Origin of the sequence: Hymenobacter negativus, from assembly GCF_016056375.1 — a bacterium.
Lineage (GTDB): Bacteria > Bacteroidota > Bacteroidia > Cytophagales > Hymenobacteraceae > Hymenobacter > Hymenobacter negativus_A.
Map to the genome: position 1 here is coordinate 240367 of NZ_JAEDAE010000006.1, position 18336 is coordinate 258702.

Sequence of the window (18336 nt, forward strand, 5' to 3'; positions counted from 1 at the left end):
TATAAACCCCAAACGCAAAAAAGCCCCGGCCAATTGGTCGGGGCTTCTTTGCGTTTGAAAGAATAGCTCAGAAAGGGTAAAACAGCTTATTGCAGCACCACTTTGCGGGTGAGCACCTCGCCCCCGGCCTGCACGCGTAGGGTGTAGAGGCCGGCGGCCAGGCCTGTGGTGGGCAGGGTTTGGGCGGGGGCAGCGGCTAGCGGCTGGCGCTGCACCACCTGGCCCAGGGCATTCAGCAATTCTACAGTGCCGAGGCCCAGCGGACGGGCCAGCTGCAGCGTGAGGCTGCCGGTGGCGCTTGGGTTCGGGAACACGGCCAGGGCGGTGCTGTTGGTCTGGGCGCGGGTGCCCAGCAGGGCCGTGGCCGCGATGGTGAAGCTGCCCGTGGCGTCGGCGCTGTTATAGCCGCTCACGGCCACGTAGTATCGCGTGCCCGCTACCAGGTTTGGCACCGCGATGGTCTGGGTGGTGCCAGCCCCGCCGCCCGCGCAAAACACTTCATTGAACGGCCCGGCCGAGCAACTGGCGCTGGTGAAGACGCGCAGGCCACCGGCCGCCGCACCCGCGAGAGTAATAGTGGTGCTGGTGCCGCTGGGCACGAAGGTGAACCAAACATCTTTGGGCAGTGGGCCACCCACGCAGCTGGGCGTGTTGATGCCGGTCTGGATGCTGGTGCTGGCTCCGCTGTTGGAAGCCGCGAGGGGGCTGGCGCTCAGGGCCAGGGCGGTGCAGGGCTCGTCGTTGGCGGGCGTGGGCTGGGTGAAGGTGATGGTTTGGGTGTTATTGGCGGCGTTGCCGTCGGGCTGGCCGTTGGGCAGGCTGCCGGTTACGGTGAGGGTATTGGTGCCGCTGGGGGCCACCACGCCCGTAGTAAAGGTGAGCTGACGGGTGGCGTTGGGGGCCACGCTCAGGCCGGTGAATGTCTGGCTGACGGGCGTGCCGCCGTTCAGGGCGTAGCTCAGCGTAACGCTGGCCAGCACCGACATGCCGCCGTTGCGGATGGTGACCGTGACGGGGTTGCTGGTGGGCAGGGCCGGCGAAGTTGGCGCGTCGATGCTCAGCACGGCCACATCGTTGGCCATCGGGGCAAACTCGTATGCGCCCGGGTCGGGCGGGCTGCTGCGCAGGGCGTTGGTGAAGTCGCGGGGCACGCGGGCCAGCGTGGTGCCGGCCCCGTCGAGGGCCACGGCGGTGGGCTGGAGGTTGCCGGCCGAGGCAGCCGTGAACTGCGGATTGGCCTGCACGCTGTTCTGGTCGTAAGCGGCGCTGTTGGCGGTGCGCCAGTCGGCCAGGGTGGCGTAGCCCACCGTGCCGAAGCGACCGGTGGAGTAGAGTGTTCCGGTGCCCACGTACAGGTCGTTGTAGTTCGAGACGATGGTGGAAGTCGTGGTCACGAAGTACAGGGCGTACTTGATGCCCGTGCCGCCGGTGCGCGTCACGCTCACGATGTTGTTGCGGAAATCGATGCCCGTGGCCAGTGTGGTCTGGTAGAAGCCGTAGGTGGTCTGCGTAGTACCCACGGCCGCCTGGTTGTCCAGCGAAACCGTGTTGTGGTAGTAGCGAGCGTAGTCCGAACTGGCGTTATAGAAGCCGTACTCCGTGCCCGCGCCGTTGAAGTTGTAGACGAGGTTGTTTACCACGTCGTTTTCGGTACCCGTGGTGCCGTCGCTGGACGTGAGGTAAATGCCATAGCTGGTGCCGGTATCGGCCGTATTGCCCGTGAAGCTGTCGTGCAGGCGGTTGCGCTCCACAGCCGTGCCCACCACGCCCACTAGGTACGCGCCGTAGTAGGAGCTCACATCGGAGCGGGTGGTGCGGTGAACGTTATTGGCCAGCAGGCGGGCGCCAGCGTGGCTTTCCACATCGAGGCCGTAGGTGTAGAAGTCCCGGATTTCGTTGTTGGTGATGCGCAGGCCGGTGTTGCGAGCTGTCGTGCTGGCGCCGGTCACAATCACGCCATAGTAGCCGCCGCTAATGGTGTTATTCTCGATGCGCAGGTTGTTGGCATTGCCCGCCGAGCTGGCCGAGGTCAGTGTGCCGCTGGCTGCGATGCCGGCGTTGGCCGTGCTGGACGTGGCCGTGCCTGAGGCCATCACCACGGAGTTACTCACGCGGTTGTTGTTGGCCTGCGCCACCAAGTGCACGCCAATGCCGTAGGTGGTGCCGCCCGACACGTCGATGGTCAGGTTGTTCAGCGTCACGTAGTCGGTGCCGTTCAGCAACACGGCCGCCGGCTGGGCGCTGGTGGCGGTGTAGCTCAGGGTTTGCTTGCTGCTGCCCCCGTCCACCACGATGGTGTCGGTGGCGCTTACGCCCGTCACGGCATTCAGGGCAAACTGTTCGTTGTATGGGCCATTTAGCACGTTGATGCGTACCGAACCCGTGATGCCGGCATTCAGCGCCAGCGCCGCATCGGTGAAGCTGGTGAAGTTGGTGCCGCCCGTGGGCAGGTTTTTGTTGATGGTGAACGTGCCGGCAATGGCCGTGTACAGCGTCACCGACTGGCTGTTGTTGCCGGGGTTGCTATCCGTCTGGCCGTTGGGCAGGCTGGCCGTCACGGCCAGGGCATTGGCACCTACTACTAGCGTGCCTTGGGTAGTAAAGCTCAGCGCCGTGGTCGCGCCCGAGGCCAGCGGGGTGGCCAGCGTGAAGGTTTGGCCCACGGCCGCCGCGCCGTTCAGCACGTACTCCAGCCGCACGGAAGTCAGCGGGTCCACACCGTTGTTGCGGATGGTAACCGTGACGGTGCGCGCGCCGGCCGTAACGGGCGCGGTGGGCGCGTCGATGCTCACCAGGGCCACATCGGCCGCCGGGGGCGTGAACTCAAATGCTCCCAAGTCGGGCGCGGTGGTGCTGCGCAGCGCCGTTGTAAAATCAGCCGGAACGCGGGTGAGCGGCGTGGCCGCGCCGTTGGGGGCGGCGGCTGTCGGACGCAGGTTGCCGGTAGTGGCGGCCACAAACTGCGGATTGGCCTGCACGCTGTTCTGGTCGTAGACGCCGCTGTTGGCGGTGCGCCAGTTGGCCAGCGTAACGTAGTCGATGCTGCTGAAACGGCCCGTAAAGTAAGTCGCGCCGGTGCCCACGTACAGGTCATTGTAGTTCGAAGTGATGGCCGAAGTGCCAGTGATGAAGTCCAGCGCGTATTTGAGGCCCGTGCCGCCGGTACGCGTCACACTCACGATGTTGTTGCGAAAATCGATGCCTATTGCCTGCGTGGTCTGGTAGAAGCCGTAGGTGTTTTGTGTGGCGCCCGTGGCCGCCTGGTTGTCCAGCGAAATCGTGTTGTAGTAGTAGCGGGCGTAGTCCGAACCGCTGTTGTAAATGCCGTACTCCGTGCCCGACCCGTTGAAATTGTAGATGAGGTTGTTTACCGCGTCGTTCTCATTGCCGGCCGTGGCGTCGTTGGTCGTGTAGTATAGGCCATAGGCGGCGGCGGTGCTGGCCGTGCTGCCCGTGAACGGGTCGTGAATGCGGTTGCGCTCCACGGCCGTGCTCACGTCGCCGGTCAGGTACACGCCATAAAACGTGCTCAGCGACACGGTGCGGGTGGTGCGGTGGATGTTGTTGCCGGTCAGTCGCGCGCCACTCGAGTTTTCTACATCCAGCCCGTAGAGGTAGAAATCGCGGATTTCGTTGTTGGTGATGCGGGTGCCCACGGCGCGGTTGGTGGTACTGGCCCCGGTCAGAATCACGCCGAAGTAGCCGCCGCTGAGCACGTTGTTTTCAATGCGCAGGTTGTTGGCATCGCCCACCGACGTGGCCGAGGTCAGTGTGCCGCTGGCCGCAATGGCCGCGTTGGCCGTGCTAGACGTGGCCGTGCCCGAGGCCATCACCACGGAGTTGCTCACGCGGTTGTTGTTGGCCTGCGCCACCAAGTGCACGCCAATGCCGTAGGTGGCGCCGCCCGACACGTCGATGGTCAGGTTGTTCAGCGTCACGTAGTCGGTGCCGTTCAGCAACACGGCCGCCGGCTGGGCGCTGGTGGCGGTGTAGCTCAGGGTTTGCTTGCTGCTGCCCCCGTCCACCACGATGGTGTCGGTGGCGCTTACGCCCGTCACGGCATTCAGGGCAAACTGTTCGTTGTATGGGCCATTTAGCACGTTGATGCGTACCGAGGCCGAAATGCCGGAGGTGTTCAGCGCTGTGGCAGCGTCCGTGAAGCTGGCGAAGTTAGTGCCCGCCGTGGGCAAGTTTTTATTGATGGTGTAGGTACCGGCCAGCTGTGCAAAAGCCGCGGGACCAGTCAGCAGCAATAGCAGCGCCGCCAGCCCACTGACCAGCCGCCGTCGGCGGCCCTGAGCAATCTGGGCCAAGTCCGGCAATAGAGTATTTGTGTTCATAAGCGAAAAGGGAAGAGTGTAAAAAGAGTTAATATGTTGATATGGAATTTTATGATTTCCACAAAACACGTTACCATAATTACAACCTTTTTATCAAATACGTAATTATCAGCACCTTTAATTCTATTTTAATATTTTTCCGGGTTGATTGTTTGTGACTACTTTTTTCAATTTCACATTGGTCAAAAAGAAACTTTCATGAATTTTTGATGAGTTTTCAATGAATGTGTTAATGGAAACAAAATTTGGTTGTCTCTGAAAAAGGTCCGTCTACCCGTGCCTGCCCATCGCCTCCACCTATTTTTGAGTCATCCGGGTGGCTGTATTTACCCCGCGCTACGGAGCGTACAAACCTGCCACCTCTTCGCGGCTACTCCGTAGCGTGGAGTGATTACGCTTGCTGGTCAACAGTTAAGTCGGGCCCTGAAAGCAAAAAAGCCCCGACCAACTGGCCGGGGCTTCTTGTTTTCAGTAGCTCGGAAAGGCTATTGCTATTCTTTCACGAAGCGCTGGTGCGAGGTCTTGCTGCCGTCGCTCACGCTCAGCGTGTAGATGCCGGTGCGCAGCGAGGCCACGTTCAACTGACCGTCTACGAAGGACAGACCTTTGATTTCGCTGCCGCGCACGTCGTACACGCGCACCGTGAAGGCCTGCTCGGGGTCCATGTTCAGCGGGCGGGCAATGGTCAGCACGCTGGTGGCCGGGTTGGGGTACAGCGTGTACTGGTCGGCCAGGCCGGTGGTGCCGCTGGTGCGGGCCGTAGTGCCGTCGAGGCGGGCGCCGCCGGTGATGCTCACGGTGTAGTCCTCGGTTTCGCCGTAGCTGTAGCTGCCGCAGCTGGTGGTGGCGCTGTTGTCGCTCAGCACCACGCGCATGCGGGTGTTGCCGCTCTTGGCCGTGGTGGGCACCGTGAAGGAGCCCGTGCGGGTGGCCGCGCTGGTGCTGGCGGCGGCATTCACCACCAGTTCACCGGCATCGGTGAACACGCCGTTCTGGTTGTAGTCGATGTACACTTTCACGTACTCCGAGTAGGCCGAGCCCGTGAAGCCCGCCGAGAAGCTGATGGTCTGGGCCGAACCGGCCGCGAGGCTGGTGCTGCTGGCCGTGCCGTTGTAGTAGCCGGCATCGGCGCCCGACGTGCGGCTAATGCTGCCCAGGGCTACGTAGTCGATGTACTCATACGAAACGCTGGTGCCTTTGCTGGCGCAGTAGGTAACGGTGGGAGGAGGCGTAGTGCCGCCCGAAGGAGCCACGCCGCCCTGCGAGGTGAGCAGGCCCACGCGGGCCCCGCCGGTGGCAAACAGCGCGTTCATGCGCTGGCTCTGGCCGGTCGAGAACATGAACATGGCCGCATCGTCCACGTAGTCCATGTAGTTCATGAACATGTCGCCGTTCGGGCCGTTCGAGCACGACACGTGCGGGAACACGGGCTTGCCGTAGTTTTCCGAAGCCTGGTTGGGCGTATCGGCCACATTGTCGGTGCCGGTGCAGGCGCCGTTGTCATCGCCCCAGATGTGGTTCAGGTTCAGCCAGTGGCCTACCTCGTGGCTGGCGGTGCGGCCCAGGTTGTAGGGCGAGGTCACGGTGCCGGTGCGGCCGAAATACACGGGCGAAATCACGACGCCGTCGGTAGCGGCCGCGCCGCCGGGAAACTGGGCGTAGCCCAGGATGCCGCCGCCAATGGTGCCCACCCACAGGTTGAGGTACTTGCTGGCGTCCCAGGCGTTGAGGCCGCCCGTGCTGGTGCTCTTGATTTTATCGGCAGTGCCCCAGCTGGTGGTGGTGCTGCTTTTGCGCTCGATGCCCGTGGTGGCGAGGCCCGCGGGGGTGCGCTTGGCCAGCACAAACTGGATGCCTACGTCGGCCACCTGGCCGGCAAAGGCGCTGGGGGTTTTGGTGTAGTCGGCGTTCAGCTTGTGGTAGTCCTCGTTCAGCACGTCAATCTGCGACTGAATCTGGGCATCGGAAATGTTCTCAGCAGTCGTGCTATACAGCACGTGCACCACCACCGGAATGGTCACCGTGACGGCAGCCGTGGCATTAGTCGCTTGGTTGCTTTTGGCAAACTGCACGGCTTGGTTGTTGATGGCGGCCATGCGCTGGGCCAGGCCGGGGTCGGCGGCCAGCTGCTGCTGGAGCACTTCAACCGAGGCACAGGTACGGTGGGGGGCGGGTGCCTGCGCACTGGCCGAATTAGAATTGAGCGCAAGACCCAAAAGGCTCAGCGCGGCAGCGTAAACATTTGCTTTCATTCAAATGGGGGTTTGGTGGTGAAAATGGTTTTTGGACCGGCAAGCTATTGAAAATATTGCAACGTTTTTACTCAAATACTGGATTTGATAACAATATTTTTAAGATTTTACACTTTTTGTATATTAATTTGATAATTATGATGAAAATTCTCTCATTTCTCTCCTGCCGCGCTTACTTTTTCTAACCGCAGCACTGATAGTCTGCTAATTGGGCAGACCGGCAAACGCCAAAAACAACGACGCCCTGCCCAAAGGGCAAGGCGTCGCGCATGCAAAAACCGGTAATGGCTACTCCTTCTCGAAGCGCTGGCGGCTTACCTCAGCTCCGGCACCGATAGTGACGTAGTACAAACCCTTGGGCAGGTCGCTCACGCGCACTTGGCCCCGACTATCGTAGCGTGCCTGGGTCATTTCATGGCCGGTGAAGTCGAATACGCGCACGACATACCGGGCAGCATCGGCACCCACAGGCAGGTCCAGCGTCAGCACGTCGGAAGCGGGGTTAGGATAGAAGGAAACGGGCGAAGACGTGGCCAGCGCGCGCGGCGCGGTGCCGCCCAGCGAAGTGAGCAAGCCCACGCGGGCGCCACCAGCGGCAAACAGCGCGTTCATGCGCTGGCTCTGGCCGGTCGAGAACATGTACATGCAGGCGTCGTCCACGTAGTCCATGTAGTTCATGCTCATGTCGCCCGAGTTAGAGCACGACACGTGCGGGAAGGCCGGGCAGCCGTAGTTTTCGGCGCCCTGGTTGGGGGTATCAGCCACTTGGTCGGAGCCGGTGCAGGCGCCCGAGTCATCGCCCCAGATGTGGCGCAGGTTTAGCCAGTGGCCTACTTCGTGGGTGGCGGTGCGGCCCAGGTCGTAGCTGCTGGTGTAGGTGCCGGCCGCGTACTTGGCGCGGCTGCCGAAGGCCGAGTACAGAATCACGACGCCATCGGTGCTGGCCGAGCCGCCGGGGAACTGGGCGTAGCCCAGCAGGCCCTGGCCCAGGTTGCAGGCCCACAGGTTGAGGTACTTGGTGGCATCCCAGGCATCATCGCCGCCGCGCTTGGAGTTTTTCACGGCATCGTTGGTGCTCCACGAGGCGGTTTTGGTGGCTTTGTGGATGATGCCCGTGGTAGCCGCGCCGGTGGGGGTACGCTTGGCCAGCACAAACTGCACGTTGGCATTGGCCACCAGGCCGGCGTAGATGCCGGGCGTTTTGGTGTAATCGGCGTTCAGCTTCTGGTAGTCTTCGTTCAGCACGTCAATCTGCGACTGCACCTGGGCGTCGGAGATGTTCTGGGCGGCCGTGTTGTAGAGCACGTGCACCACCACCGGGATGATGACCGTGCCGGCCGTGCTGCGCTGCAGGGCCGGGTTGGCCAGCAACTGCTGGGTCTGGGCTTCGATTTTGGCCATGCGCTGGGCCTGCGCGGGGTCGGCGGCGAGCTGGGCGGCCAGCACCTCCATGGTGCCGCAGGCGCGGCGCGTGATGGGGTTGGTAGTTTCCATGCCGGTAACCGGCGCGAGGCGCTGGGCATTCTGGGCCAGGGCGGGGGCGGCGCTGCCCAGAAGGGCCAGCGCAGAAAAGTAAAGTTTGTTCATGTAAGAGTTGGGCAATAGGGTAAGAAATGGTTGAACCGGGATACTAACTTATGAAAAAAAGGTTGCGTTTTCACACTTTTATTGTCAAATTATTTATCAATTAACCCAACCGTAATAAAAAATGGCAATGAAAACAGGAATCCTGTCTCCATTGCCATTTTGGTTATTTGCCGGATTTGTGAGGCCCGGTTCCTGCTTAAAAGAGGAAATCGAACCCAACGAACACCAGCTTCTCCTCCCCCACCGAATAGGTGGCGTTGATGATGGCGGCCTTGAGAATGTCGACGTAAACGCCGCCACCAAAACCGCTGTGAAAAGCATTGAGGCCGGTGTAGGTGCCAGTGTCGTTGTCGGAATACACCCGGCCGATGTCGGCCAGACCCATCACGCCAAACTTGCCGGGGAATAGGTAGGCGTTGAAGGAAAACAGCTCCAGGCGTGGCTCGAAGTTGGCGTAGATGGCCGTGCGGCCCGCGAAGCGCGTGCGGCGGTAGCCGCGCAGGTTGGTGGTGCCGCCCAGCGTGTTGGCCTGGTAGAAGCGGTAGTCGCCGTAGTTGTGCTGGTAACCGATGCGGCCGGCATACGTCAGGTGGAAAGGGAAATTGGGCGTGAGGTAGGCCCGCACCTCCGAGCTGAAGCGCCCGAAGCTCAGGCTTTCCTGGTTTAGCTGCCAGTTGTACTGGTACTCGTTGTACCAGCGCAGGCCGATGCGGGGGTTTTTGGCCGACGAGCTGGCGTCGAGGTTCAGGTATACCAAGCCGCCGAGGTACTGGTTGGTCTGAAAATCGGAGGAACGCACGCCGAAGCGACGGTTCTCGTAGGTAGTGACGCCGTTTTTGTTGGTCAGGCTGTCTTTGATGACGGAGCCAATGGGGTCCTTCTCGATGCGGAACTGGTCGTACTGCGGCCCGATGCCGAATTTGAGGAAGCTGAACAGCCGGCGCTCGAAGGTGGGCGCGATGGTGAAGCGGTCGAAGCGCACGCGGTAGGCGCTGTTCACGGTGCGGTTAGTGACCACGCCGCGGGTTTCGTCCTCGGTGGCCAGGTTGGCCGTGTTATTGCCAATGCCGAAGAAGTTGTACAGCAGTTGCGGGCCGTAGAACTGGGCCGCGATGTGCAAATCGGTCTTTTTGAAAATGCGGGTGAAATGGCCCGTGTACCGAATGTTATAAGCATCGCGGGCGGGCGCGAAATTGGCCGCGATGGTCTGCTCCCAGGAGTACGGCTCGCGGCGGAAGCCGTAGTGGCGGTAGGTGACGCCGCCGCCCAGCAGAATGCCGTCGTCGATGTTGTAGCCAAAATACAGGGCCGGCCCCACGTAGTCGAGGCGGTAGTCTTTCAGGTCGAAGCGGTGCGGGTAGTCGTAGCGGCTTACCTCGTAGCCGGGCTCCAGGCGCTTACGGGCTTCGGAGCTGGCGTTGATGACGTTGCCGGTGTCGGCGTCGTAAATCTGGGTTTTGTGGAGCAGGCCGCCCACGTGGTCGCGGGTGGTGATGGAGTCGCGGCCCGTGCCGGCTATGATGCGCAGCTTCACGCCGCGGTTCACGTCGCCCTTCACGTCGTACACGTCCTTGCCGCTGATGCCGTAGAGGCGCACCTCGTCGGTCACGGCATCATCAAAGGTGCGGTCGTAGAGGATTTTGGTCAGCTTGCCGTCCTTGTTAATCTTCTGCATCACCACGTGGGTTTTGCGATTATCCAAGCGCTCTACGGTGAACTTCTCGTTCTTTTTCGAGCCGCGCACTTCCACTATTTCGGCCAGCACGTCGGCGTAGTCGCCCGCCAGCTTGGGCAGCAGGTCGCGGCGGCTTTTCAGCTTGGCGATGATTTCCTTGCCGTGCAGGTCATAAATCTGCTTGGGCCACTTCTCCAGAAATGCCTTCTCAATCACCTCGTCGGTGAGGTGGGTTTTCATGTACTCGGCTTCCTTTATCCAGTCCTCGCGGGTCACGGCGCTCATAAACACCCGGTCGTTGCTCATGCCGGTCTGGTTCAGGCCCCGGAAGTCGGCGTAGTCGTAGCCGAAGTTCTGGAAGTTGCGGATGGCGAACTTGCGCGAAATCAGGTAGGGCAGCACGCCATCGCCCTTGAAGAAGGCAATGTCGCGGTCCTCGGGCACGGCCGTGAAGGTGCGGTCGCCTTCCTTGTCTTTGGTTTCGCTCCAGCGCCATTGGTCCTCGTGGCGGTCCCAGTCGCCAATCCACATATCGAAGAGGCGCGAGCGGGCGAAGGCTTTTTGGTTTACCTGGTTATCGTTGTCGTCGAGCAGGCGGCTGAGCATCTTTTCGGTGCCCACCAGGTTTTTGGCGAAGCCAAGGCTGGCCACGTTGTCCTGGTTGTCTTTGGAGTCTTCTTCCAGGGCAGCGGGCAGGTTGGCAAACTGCGCGTAGTACTGTCCCAGCAGCGGGTCCTGCGGAATGTAAACGGGCGTGGGATTGGTGTGCAGAATGCCGGCCGCGGTGCCCAACGGCGGCAGCACAAACGACGCATACGGGTGCTGAGCCGAAATCTGGTCCTGCAGTACGGCCTTGGCCAAGCCGGTGCGCAGCTGCTCGGGCAGCACGGCGGCGGGGTCTTTGTCGATGCCGCGCAGGGTGAAGTTGTGGCCTTCCTCGTTGCGCACCTTCAGCGAAGCGGTTTGCTTGCCGCCGCCGGTTTTGTAGGGCATCAGGCCGCCCTTGTCGTTGGCCAGGTCCAGGGTGCGAAATTTCACGGGCGTGGCCCACTCCTTGCGGTAATGTTCGCCCAGCAGCCAGTTGTGGAAGCCGCCGTGCTTGTTGTAGTTCGGGTTGATGGCCACCGTCACCGAGCTGTCGCGGAAATCGGGGCGCTTGGTCGGAATCGGGGCTTTGGCAATGGCGGCGGCCTCTTTTTCCTTCTTCTTTTCCTTGTCCTTTTTCTTTTGCTTGATGGCGTCCTCGGTCTGGGGCAGCTTCTTGCCGGTGGGCAGGCCGTTGGTGGTAGTCAGGGCCGTTTCGGAGATGGGCTGAGCGGGCGCGGTGGCAATGGCCCCGGTGGTTTTGGCATACATCGGCGTGCGGAACACGCGGCGGGCCGTCTGGCCGTTGCCTTCCGGAATGAAGTATTCGGTCCACACCTGGCCGTCGTCGTAGTAGTTCACCACGGCAAAGCCCTTCTCCTTGTCCGAGAAAATGGCCCCGCCGCCGTCGCCGGGCTTCACGTGCTGGGTTTTGCAGCCCGAGCCGCTAACGATGAAGTGCGTGCTGCCTTCGGTGTAGTACTGCAGGTTGTGCTCGTGCCCGGCGGCGTACACCACGTTGGGGTATTTGGCAAAAATATCGAGCAGGCCCTTGCGGTAAGCCTGGTACATGGGGTGCGGAATGTCCTGGCTGATGCCGCCGTACTTGCGCGCAAAGGGATAAATGGAGCCAATGATGGGCAGCGGCACAAACGCGTATTTGAGCACGATGCTGAGCGGGAAAATGTGGTCGGCCAGCGTGAAATAGCCGCCGTGAATGCCGTCAGAGAACAGCGGGTGGTGGGCAAACACCATGATGTGCTTGTCCTTGTTGCGGGCGATGATTTCCTCCAGCGCCGCAAATACATCGTCGTTGTTATCGGCGCCGCAGCTGCCGTTCAGGCCAAAGGGGCGGTTGGTGGGCGGGGTCAGAAACCACTGCGAATTGAGGGCAAGGAGCACCAGGTCGTCCTGCACGCGCACCTCAAACGGACCGGGGCAGCCGTCGCGCGGCAAAAAGAAATCGCCGGTGTAGGCAAACGCTGTCGAATCCTTGCGCATGTACTGCTCCACGAAGGCCTGCTCGCGGTTCACTTGGGCCAAGCCTCCAGCGGCGCCCTGAATCCAATCGTGGTTGCCGGGCGTCATGTACTTCTCGCCGGTGTAGCCCCGGAAAATGTCGAGCTGAGCGGTGAGGCGCTCTTCGGCATTTTTGCGGTCGTAGGCGCCTTCTTCGGGCATACCGAAGTTGTACACGTTGTCGCCCAGGAAGATGGTGGTGCTGTTTTTGCCGGCCTGCATGATGCGCTGGCGCAGGTAGTTCAGGCTGGGCTCGCCGCCCTTGGCCTTCGGAATGGGGTTGCCCACGTCGCCAATCAGGAACACGCGGTAGCGGATGCGGCTGGAATCGGGCGGAATGTTCTTCTGCCAGTTCACGCCGGCACGGCGGTAGTTGGGCCGGCTGACGTGCGGATTCTGGTCCGACTCGCCGGGCGAAGGCATCTCCCGTTGGGTCCCGCGGGGCTCCTTCGGCTCTTTGGGAGTTTTGAGCGCGGCTTGTTGCGCGGTGGCGACCAGCGGCAGGCAGCAGGCAAGCAGAAAAGTGAGGCGGCGAAGTAAGTGCATGAAATGAATTTACGAGGCGAAAAATGGGGTACGCCACCGGACCCAAACAAATACAGGAATAACGCGCCCGCCCGGCTGAGGGCCGGCGCTGTAGCGCCCGTTACGCAAAGCACGGCGGTGCGGTTTGGCCCAGTTTTTAACTTCCGGCCCGCGCTTCGCGTTGAAAGCCGGCGGACCCGCCCAATGCGCCGGCCGTAGCTTCGCGTACCATGAAAGAAATTACCCCCGAAACCGCTGAATCATCGGCCGCGCCCGCGCCAACGGCGCAGGTAGAAAAGCCGGTTCCGGCTGCCCCGCCCGCCCCCGCCACCGAGCTGCCGCTGGAGGCCGAGGCCGACAAAGCGCCCAAAGCCAAAGCTTCGGCTCTGGTGAAAGAAGCGCAGGCCTACATCACCGACCTGTTTGGCAAAGAGCTGCCGGCCAAGCTCACGTACCACACCCTGGGCCACACCGAGGCCGTGGTGAAGGAGTGCCGCGCCCTGGCCCCTGCCGCCCAGCTCAGCGAAGAGGACACCGAGAACTTGCTGCTGGCCGCCTGGTTTCACGACGCCGGCTACATTGATGTGTACGACGGCCACGAGTTCCGCAGCATGGAGCGCGCCGGGGCCTGGCTCGCCGAGCACGGCCTGCCCAAGGCCCGCATCGAGCTAATTCAGGAGCTGATAAAAACCACGCACCGCGACTCGCCGCCCGAAACCGAGCTGCAAAAGCTGCTCTCCGATGCCGACATGAGCAACCTGGCGCGCGACGACTACCGCTCGCGCGCCGAGCTGCTGCGCACCGAGTGGGAACTGGTGTTAGATAAAACCTACTCCACCCCGGAGTGGACCGAGTTGCAGCTCAACTTCATGCTGGCCCATAAGTACCTTTCCGAAGCCGGCAAGGAGCGCTACAAAAAGGCGCTGAAAAAGAACATCGAGGACCAGCGCGACCACCTCAAAAAGAAGGAGAAGAAGGACAAGAAAAAGACCAAGGAAAAGTCCGACACCTTCGCCGAGCCCAAGCGGGGCATCGAAACCATGTTCCGCACCATGTACTCAAACCACATGAAGCTGAGCGACATGGCCGACAAGAAGGCCAGCATGATGATTCAGCTCAACGCCGTGCTCATGTCGGTCATCATCACCTACCTGGGCGCCAAAATGGGCAAAGCCGGCGCCCTGGGCCCCATGATGAGCGGCAACCCCGTGCTGGCCATTCCGATGAGTATTCTGCTGGTTACGGCCCTGGGCTCGGTTATCACGGCCATCCTCTCGGCCCAGCCCGACGTGACGAGCTTTGCCTGGCTCAAGAAAAGCCCCGAAATCGCCACCAACCGCCGCGTCAATCTCCTGTTCTTCGGCCAGTTCACCAAGCTCAACCTCGACAATTTCCAGGGCGGCATGCGCGAGCTGATGCGCACCAAGGACATGCTCTACACCAACATGGTGACGGATATTTACTACCTGGGCGAGGTGCTGACGCGCAAGTACCGCCTGCTGCGCACCAGCTACACCATTTTCATGGTGGGGCTGATTCTGACGGCGCTTTCCTTCGGCATCGCGCTGCTGTATAAGATGTAGGGCTGGGGCGTCTGTTCTTATCTTTGTGCCACGGCTGCGTAGTTCAACGGATAGAATAGGCGTTTCCTAAACGCTTGATATGAGTTCGATTCTCGTCGCGGCTACTAAGCAGATTGCTTGCAGCACCCGTTCGGCCCTATGGCCGGGCGGGTGTTCTGGTTTTATTACCTTACCGGTCAACTAATGCTAAGGATGGTAAATTAGCCTTTCTCATACTCGCAATCCGTTGTCTATGAAACCGCTCATCACTGCCGAGGAATTGTATGGCTTGGGTCCCACCAAATCATTGGTCCTGATTGATGCCCGCTCCGGCCGTGAAGCCTACACGCAATACCAGGCCCAGCACCTGCGCGAGGCGCGCCACGTCGATTTAGACCAAGACCTGGCGGCGCCTGTGGCTAACGCCGCCCACGGTGGTCGCCACCCGCTGCCCACGGTGCAAAGCTTTGCCGAAGTCCTCGGCCGGCTGGGTATCGGCCCGGAATCACGCGTAGTTGTTTACGACGACAAGGCGGGTGCCAATGCCGCGGCGCGCTTCTGGTGGATGCTCACGGCCGTAGGCCACCGAGCGGTGCAGGTACTTGATGGCGGGCTGGCGGCAGCCCTCGCCTCGGGCTATCCAACGAGTGCCGGCCCTGAAGCACCGGATGCCAGCCCGGCTTACGCGGCCATGTCCTGGCAGCTGCCCACCGTAACCATTGAGGAAGTGGAGCGTGCCACGCAAACAGGCTCGCACCTCATCATCGATGTGCGCGAAGGTGCCCGCTACCGCGGCGAAATCGAACCCATCGACTTGGTGGCTGGGCATATTCCCACGGCCGTTAACATTCCTTTTAGCAGCAACCTGGCGGCCGATGGCAGCTACTTGGCGCCCGAACTACTGCGCGAGAAATACGCGCAGGCCATGGGCAGCCGCGAATCGGCGGAGGTGATAGTACACTGTGGCTCAGGTGTGACGGCCTGCCACACGCTGCTGGCGATGGCGCATGCCGGCCTTCCGGTTCCAAACCTGTACGTAGGCTCTTGGAGCGAATGGTCGCGCACGGAGCGGCCCATTGCAATTGGGCTGGCTTAGAAGCGCAGCATTCTACCTCTTGCCAAATACATCCCGCGCATAATCAGGAAAGAATCTCCCTTTGCCTAGAAGCAGGCAAAGCGGCGCTTAAATTGCCGCATGAAGAAACTCCTGCTGCTTCTTGCCGTTTCCATCTCCTCTCAGGCTCAAAAAGCTCCCAACGTTCCCGAAAACCTCGTGCAATACGTCCACCCTATCGTGGGCACGCAGAAGATGGGGCACACCTACCCCGGCGCCACGGTGCCCTTCGGCATGGTGCAGCTCTCGCCCGATACCGACACGCTGAGCTACGAGCAGAACGGCAAGTACAACCCCGACATCTACAAGTACTGCGCGGGCTACAACTACGATGATAAAACCATCGTGGGCTTCAGCCACACCCATTTCAGCGGCACGGGGCACTCCGATTTGGGCGACTTCCTGCTCATGCCCACCACCGGCCCGCTGCAGCTTAACCCCGGCACCGCCGACCGGCCCCAGAGCGGCTACCGCTCCGCCTTCTCGCACCAGAACGAGGTGGCCGAGCCGGCTTACTACAAGGTGAAGCTCGACGACCACAACATCGTGGCCGAGCTTACGGCCACTACCCGCGTGGGCTTCCACCAGTACACCTTTCCGGGCACTGAGCCGGCCCACGTCATCCTGGACATGATGGCCGGCATCTACAACTACCCCGACAAGAACGTGTGGAGCTACGTGCGCGTGGTGAACGACTCGCTGGTGACCGGCTACCGCCAAACTACCGGCTGGGGCCGCACTCGCACCGAATACTTTGCGATGCAGTTCTCGAAGCCCTTCCGGAGCTACGGCGCCCGCAAGTACGACGCCAAGGAAACCTACCGCGGCTTCTGGGGCCGCTTCGACCAAAGCAAGAACTGGCCCGAGCAGGCCGGCCGCCAGTTGCGCCTCTACTTCGACTTCGCCACCGTGGCGGGCGAGAAAATCAAAGTCAAATTCACCCTCTCGCCCGTGAGCATGGAGGGTGCCTTAGCGAACATGCGCGCCGAGCTGCCCGGCTGGAACTTCGACCAGACCCGCCGCGCCAGCCAGCAGCTCTGGCAGCAGGAGCTGCAGAAAGTGGCCATCCAAACGCCCAACCGGGCCGATAAGGAGAACTTCTACACCGCCCTCTACCACGCCTACCTCAGCCCCACCGTGTACCAGGACGCCGACGGCCAGTACCGCGGCCTTGACCAGCAAACCCACCGCGCCGAGGGCTTCACCAACTACACCACCTTCTCGCTCTGGGACACCTTCCGGGCTCTGCACCCGCTCTTCAACCTCCTGCAGCCCCAGCGCAACGCCGACATGGTGCAATCCATGCTGGCCCACTACGACCAGAGCCCCGAGCACATGCTGCCCGTGTGGAGCCACCATGCCAACGAAAACTGGTGCATGAGCGGCTACCACAGTGTATCCGTCGTGGCCGATGCCGTGCTGAATGGCACCGTGCCGCCCGCCCAGGCCGAGCGCGCCCTCGCCGCCTGCGTAGCCACCGCCCGCCACGGCTGGTACGACGGCCTCGGCGAATACGTAGCCCGCGGCTACGTGCCCAGCGAGCGCAGCGGCACCTCCGTCTCCAACACCCTCGAATTTGCCTACGACGACTGGTGCATTGCCCAACTGGCCCAAAAGCTCGGCCACCAAGACATCTACCAGGAGTTCAGCAAGCGCGCCGGCAACTGGCAAAACGTGTTCGACCCGCGCGTGAACGCCATGCGCCCGCGCCTGGCCGACGGCAGCTTCCGCCCCAAGTTCGACGTGCTGAGCACCAATGGCCAAGGCTTCATCGAGGGCAACGCCTGGAACTACACCCTAGCCGTGCCCCACGACCCCGCTGGCCTGATAGCCAAGCTGGGCGGCAACCGCCGCTTCGTGCCCCACCTCGATTCGCTCTTCACCATGAACCTGCCCGACTCGTTCTTCGCCGAAACCGAGGACATCACCCGCGAGGGCATCATCGGGGGCTACGTGCACGGCAACGAGCCCGCCCACCACGCCGCCTACCTCTACAACTACACCGACCAGCCCTGGAAAACCCAGGCCCAGGTCCGCAACATCCTTGCCCGCCAGTACCATCCCACCCCCGACGGCCTCGGCGGCAACGACGACTGCGGCCAGATGAGCGCCTGGTACCTCTTCTCGTCCCTGGGCTTCTACCCGGTGGCCCCGTCGTCGGGCCAGTACGCGCTGGGCAGCCCCCTCGTGCACGGCGCCGTCCTGCACCTCGAAAACGGCAAGGAGTTCACCATCCAGGTCAAAAACCAAAGCCCCAAAAACGTTTACGTGCAGTCGGCCACCCTCAACGGCCAGCGGCTGGCGCTGCCGTTTCTGGCGCAGCAGGACGTGATGAAGGGCGGTACGCTGGTGTTTGTGATGGGGGCGCGACCGGCGCGGAAATAGTATAGCAATAGATTAGAAAAACAGTTCGTTCTGTATTTATTCTGAGCGCAATCAAAAAATGTGATGCTCTTAAAATTTGCACCTATGACTTTTACCAAGCTGCTACTAGCAAGTGCACTCTTCAATTCAGGCACTTTGAATACTTCAAGCTACATAGGAGTTAAATCAATTCAAGGGTTACAGCAGAGTGACGATAGGGCGCTACGAAACGCTTGGACTTTATTCGCAAAAGCTGTAATAGCTGGCGATATGAAGATGGTAAAACAGCTGTCCGCCAGTTGCGTGCTTTGCAACGAAAGTGAATATATTGAATCTGCAAGTAATGCTCCTTACGTTAGCATAGACAGATTCATTGTTAAACTCAGCCCAAGAATCTTTGATACAAATACAAAAGCCAGATTGTTGAACTCGAAAAAGCTAGCGTTCAATTACGACAATAATCAGAACAAACGCTTGTACAGGTATTCTTGTGTAGCTAGCATATCAGAATTCAAATCCGCAACCATTCCCGAAGTACTTGTAGAAACAGTTGAGGAGTCCAGTCGGTCCGGAGGGATGCAGAAAGCCTTTGCATTTATCAAAACGAAGAATGGCTACAAGTTTTGCGGCTACTCAACAATTCCGTAATTCCACTAGGCAGCGGCTGGCGCAGCCGTTTCTGGCGCAGCCGTTTCTGGCGCAGCCGTTTCTGGCGCAGCCGTTTCTGGCGCAGCCGTTTCTGGCGCAGCAAGACGTGGCGAAGGTCGGGACGTTGGTGTTTGTGATGGGGGCGAAGCAGGCGCGGAAGTAGCAG

7 protein-coding genes, 1 tRNA gene and 1 pseudogene are annotated in these 18336 nt (G+C 61.0%); 5 read left to right on the forward strand and 4 right to left on the reverse strand.

Translation table 11 applies throughout. The features are described 5' to 3' along the window. Nucleotides 1-86 precede the first annotated feature (86 nt). From I7X13_RS21765 to I7X13_RS21530, 4 genes are all read right to left on the reverse strand, one after another. On the reverse strand, nucleotides 87-4340 hold the full coding sequence (locus tag I7X13_RS21765; RefSeq protein WP_198076050.1) for a beta strand repeat-containing protein: 4254 nt from the start codon (nucleotides 4338-4340) through the stop codon (nucleotides 87-89). A 491-nt stretch (nucleotides 4341-4831) separates the two neighbouring features. Continuing rightward, the gene (locus I7X13_RS14585; RefSeq protein ID WP_198076051.1) at nucleotides 4832-6592 is read right to left on the reverse strand and encodes a GEVED domain-containing protein; all 1761 of its coding nucleotides are present in this window, start codon (nucleotides 6590-6592) and stop codon (nucleotides 4832-4834) included. Nucleotides 6593-6880: 288 nt separating this feature from the next. Further along, complete coding sequence (locus I7X13_RS14590; protein WP_198076052.1) at nucleotides 6881-8179, reverse strand: M43 family zinc metalloprotease; 1299 nt, start codon at nucleotides 8177-8179, stop codon at nucleotides 6881-6883. 196 nt (nucleotides 8180-8375) lie between these two features. After that, the gene (locus I7X13_RS21530; protein ID WP_233454795.1) at nucleotides 8376-12503 is read right to left on the reverse strand and encodes a metallophosphoesterase; all 4128 of its coding nucleotides are present in this window, start codon (nucleotides 12501-12503) and stop codon (nucleotides 8376-8378) included. 209 nt (nucleotides 12504-12712) lie between these two features. On the opposite strand from I7X13_RS21530, the gene I7X13_RS14600 reads away from it, so the two are divergent. From I7X13_RS14600 to I7X13_RS14620, 5 genes and pseudogenes are all read left to right on the forward strand, one after another. Further along, a complete protein-coding gene (locus I7X13_RS14600) occupies nucleotides 12713-14065 on the forward strand; it encodes a Pycsar system effector family protein (protein WP_198076053.1) in 1353 nt (450 codons plus the stop codon). Between the two features lie 32 nt (nucleotides 14066-14097). Next, a tRNA-Arg gene (locus I7X13_RS14605) sits at nucleotides 14098-14169 on the forward strand. Nucleotides 14170-14297: 128 nt separating this feature from the next. Then, the gene (locus I7X13_RS14610; RefSeq protein WP_198076054.1) at nucleotides 14298-15140 is read left to right on the forward strand and encodes a sulfurtransferase; all 843 of its coding nucleotides are present in this window, start codon (nucleotides 14298-14300) and stop codon (nucleotides 15138-15140) included. 96 nt (nucleotides 15141-15236) lie between these two features. Beyond that, nucleotides 15237-17543: pseudogene (locus I7X13_RS14615) on the forward strand (GH92 family glycosyl hydrolase); the annotation flags it as partial. Nucleotides 17544-18132: 589 nt separating this feature from the next. After that, the gene (locus I7X13_RS14620; protein ID WP_198076056.1) at nucleotides 18133-18333 is read left to right on the forward strand and encodes a hypothetical protein; all 201 of its coding nucleotides are present in this window, start codon (nucleotides 18133-18135) and stop codon (nucleotides 18331-18333) included. Nucleotides 18334-18336 lie beyond the last annotated feature (3 nt).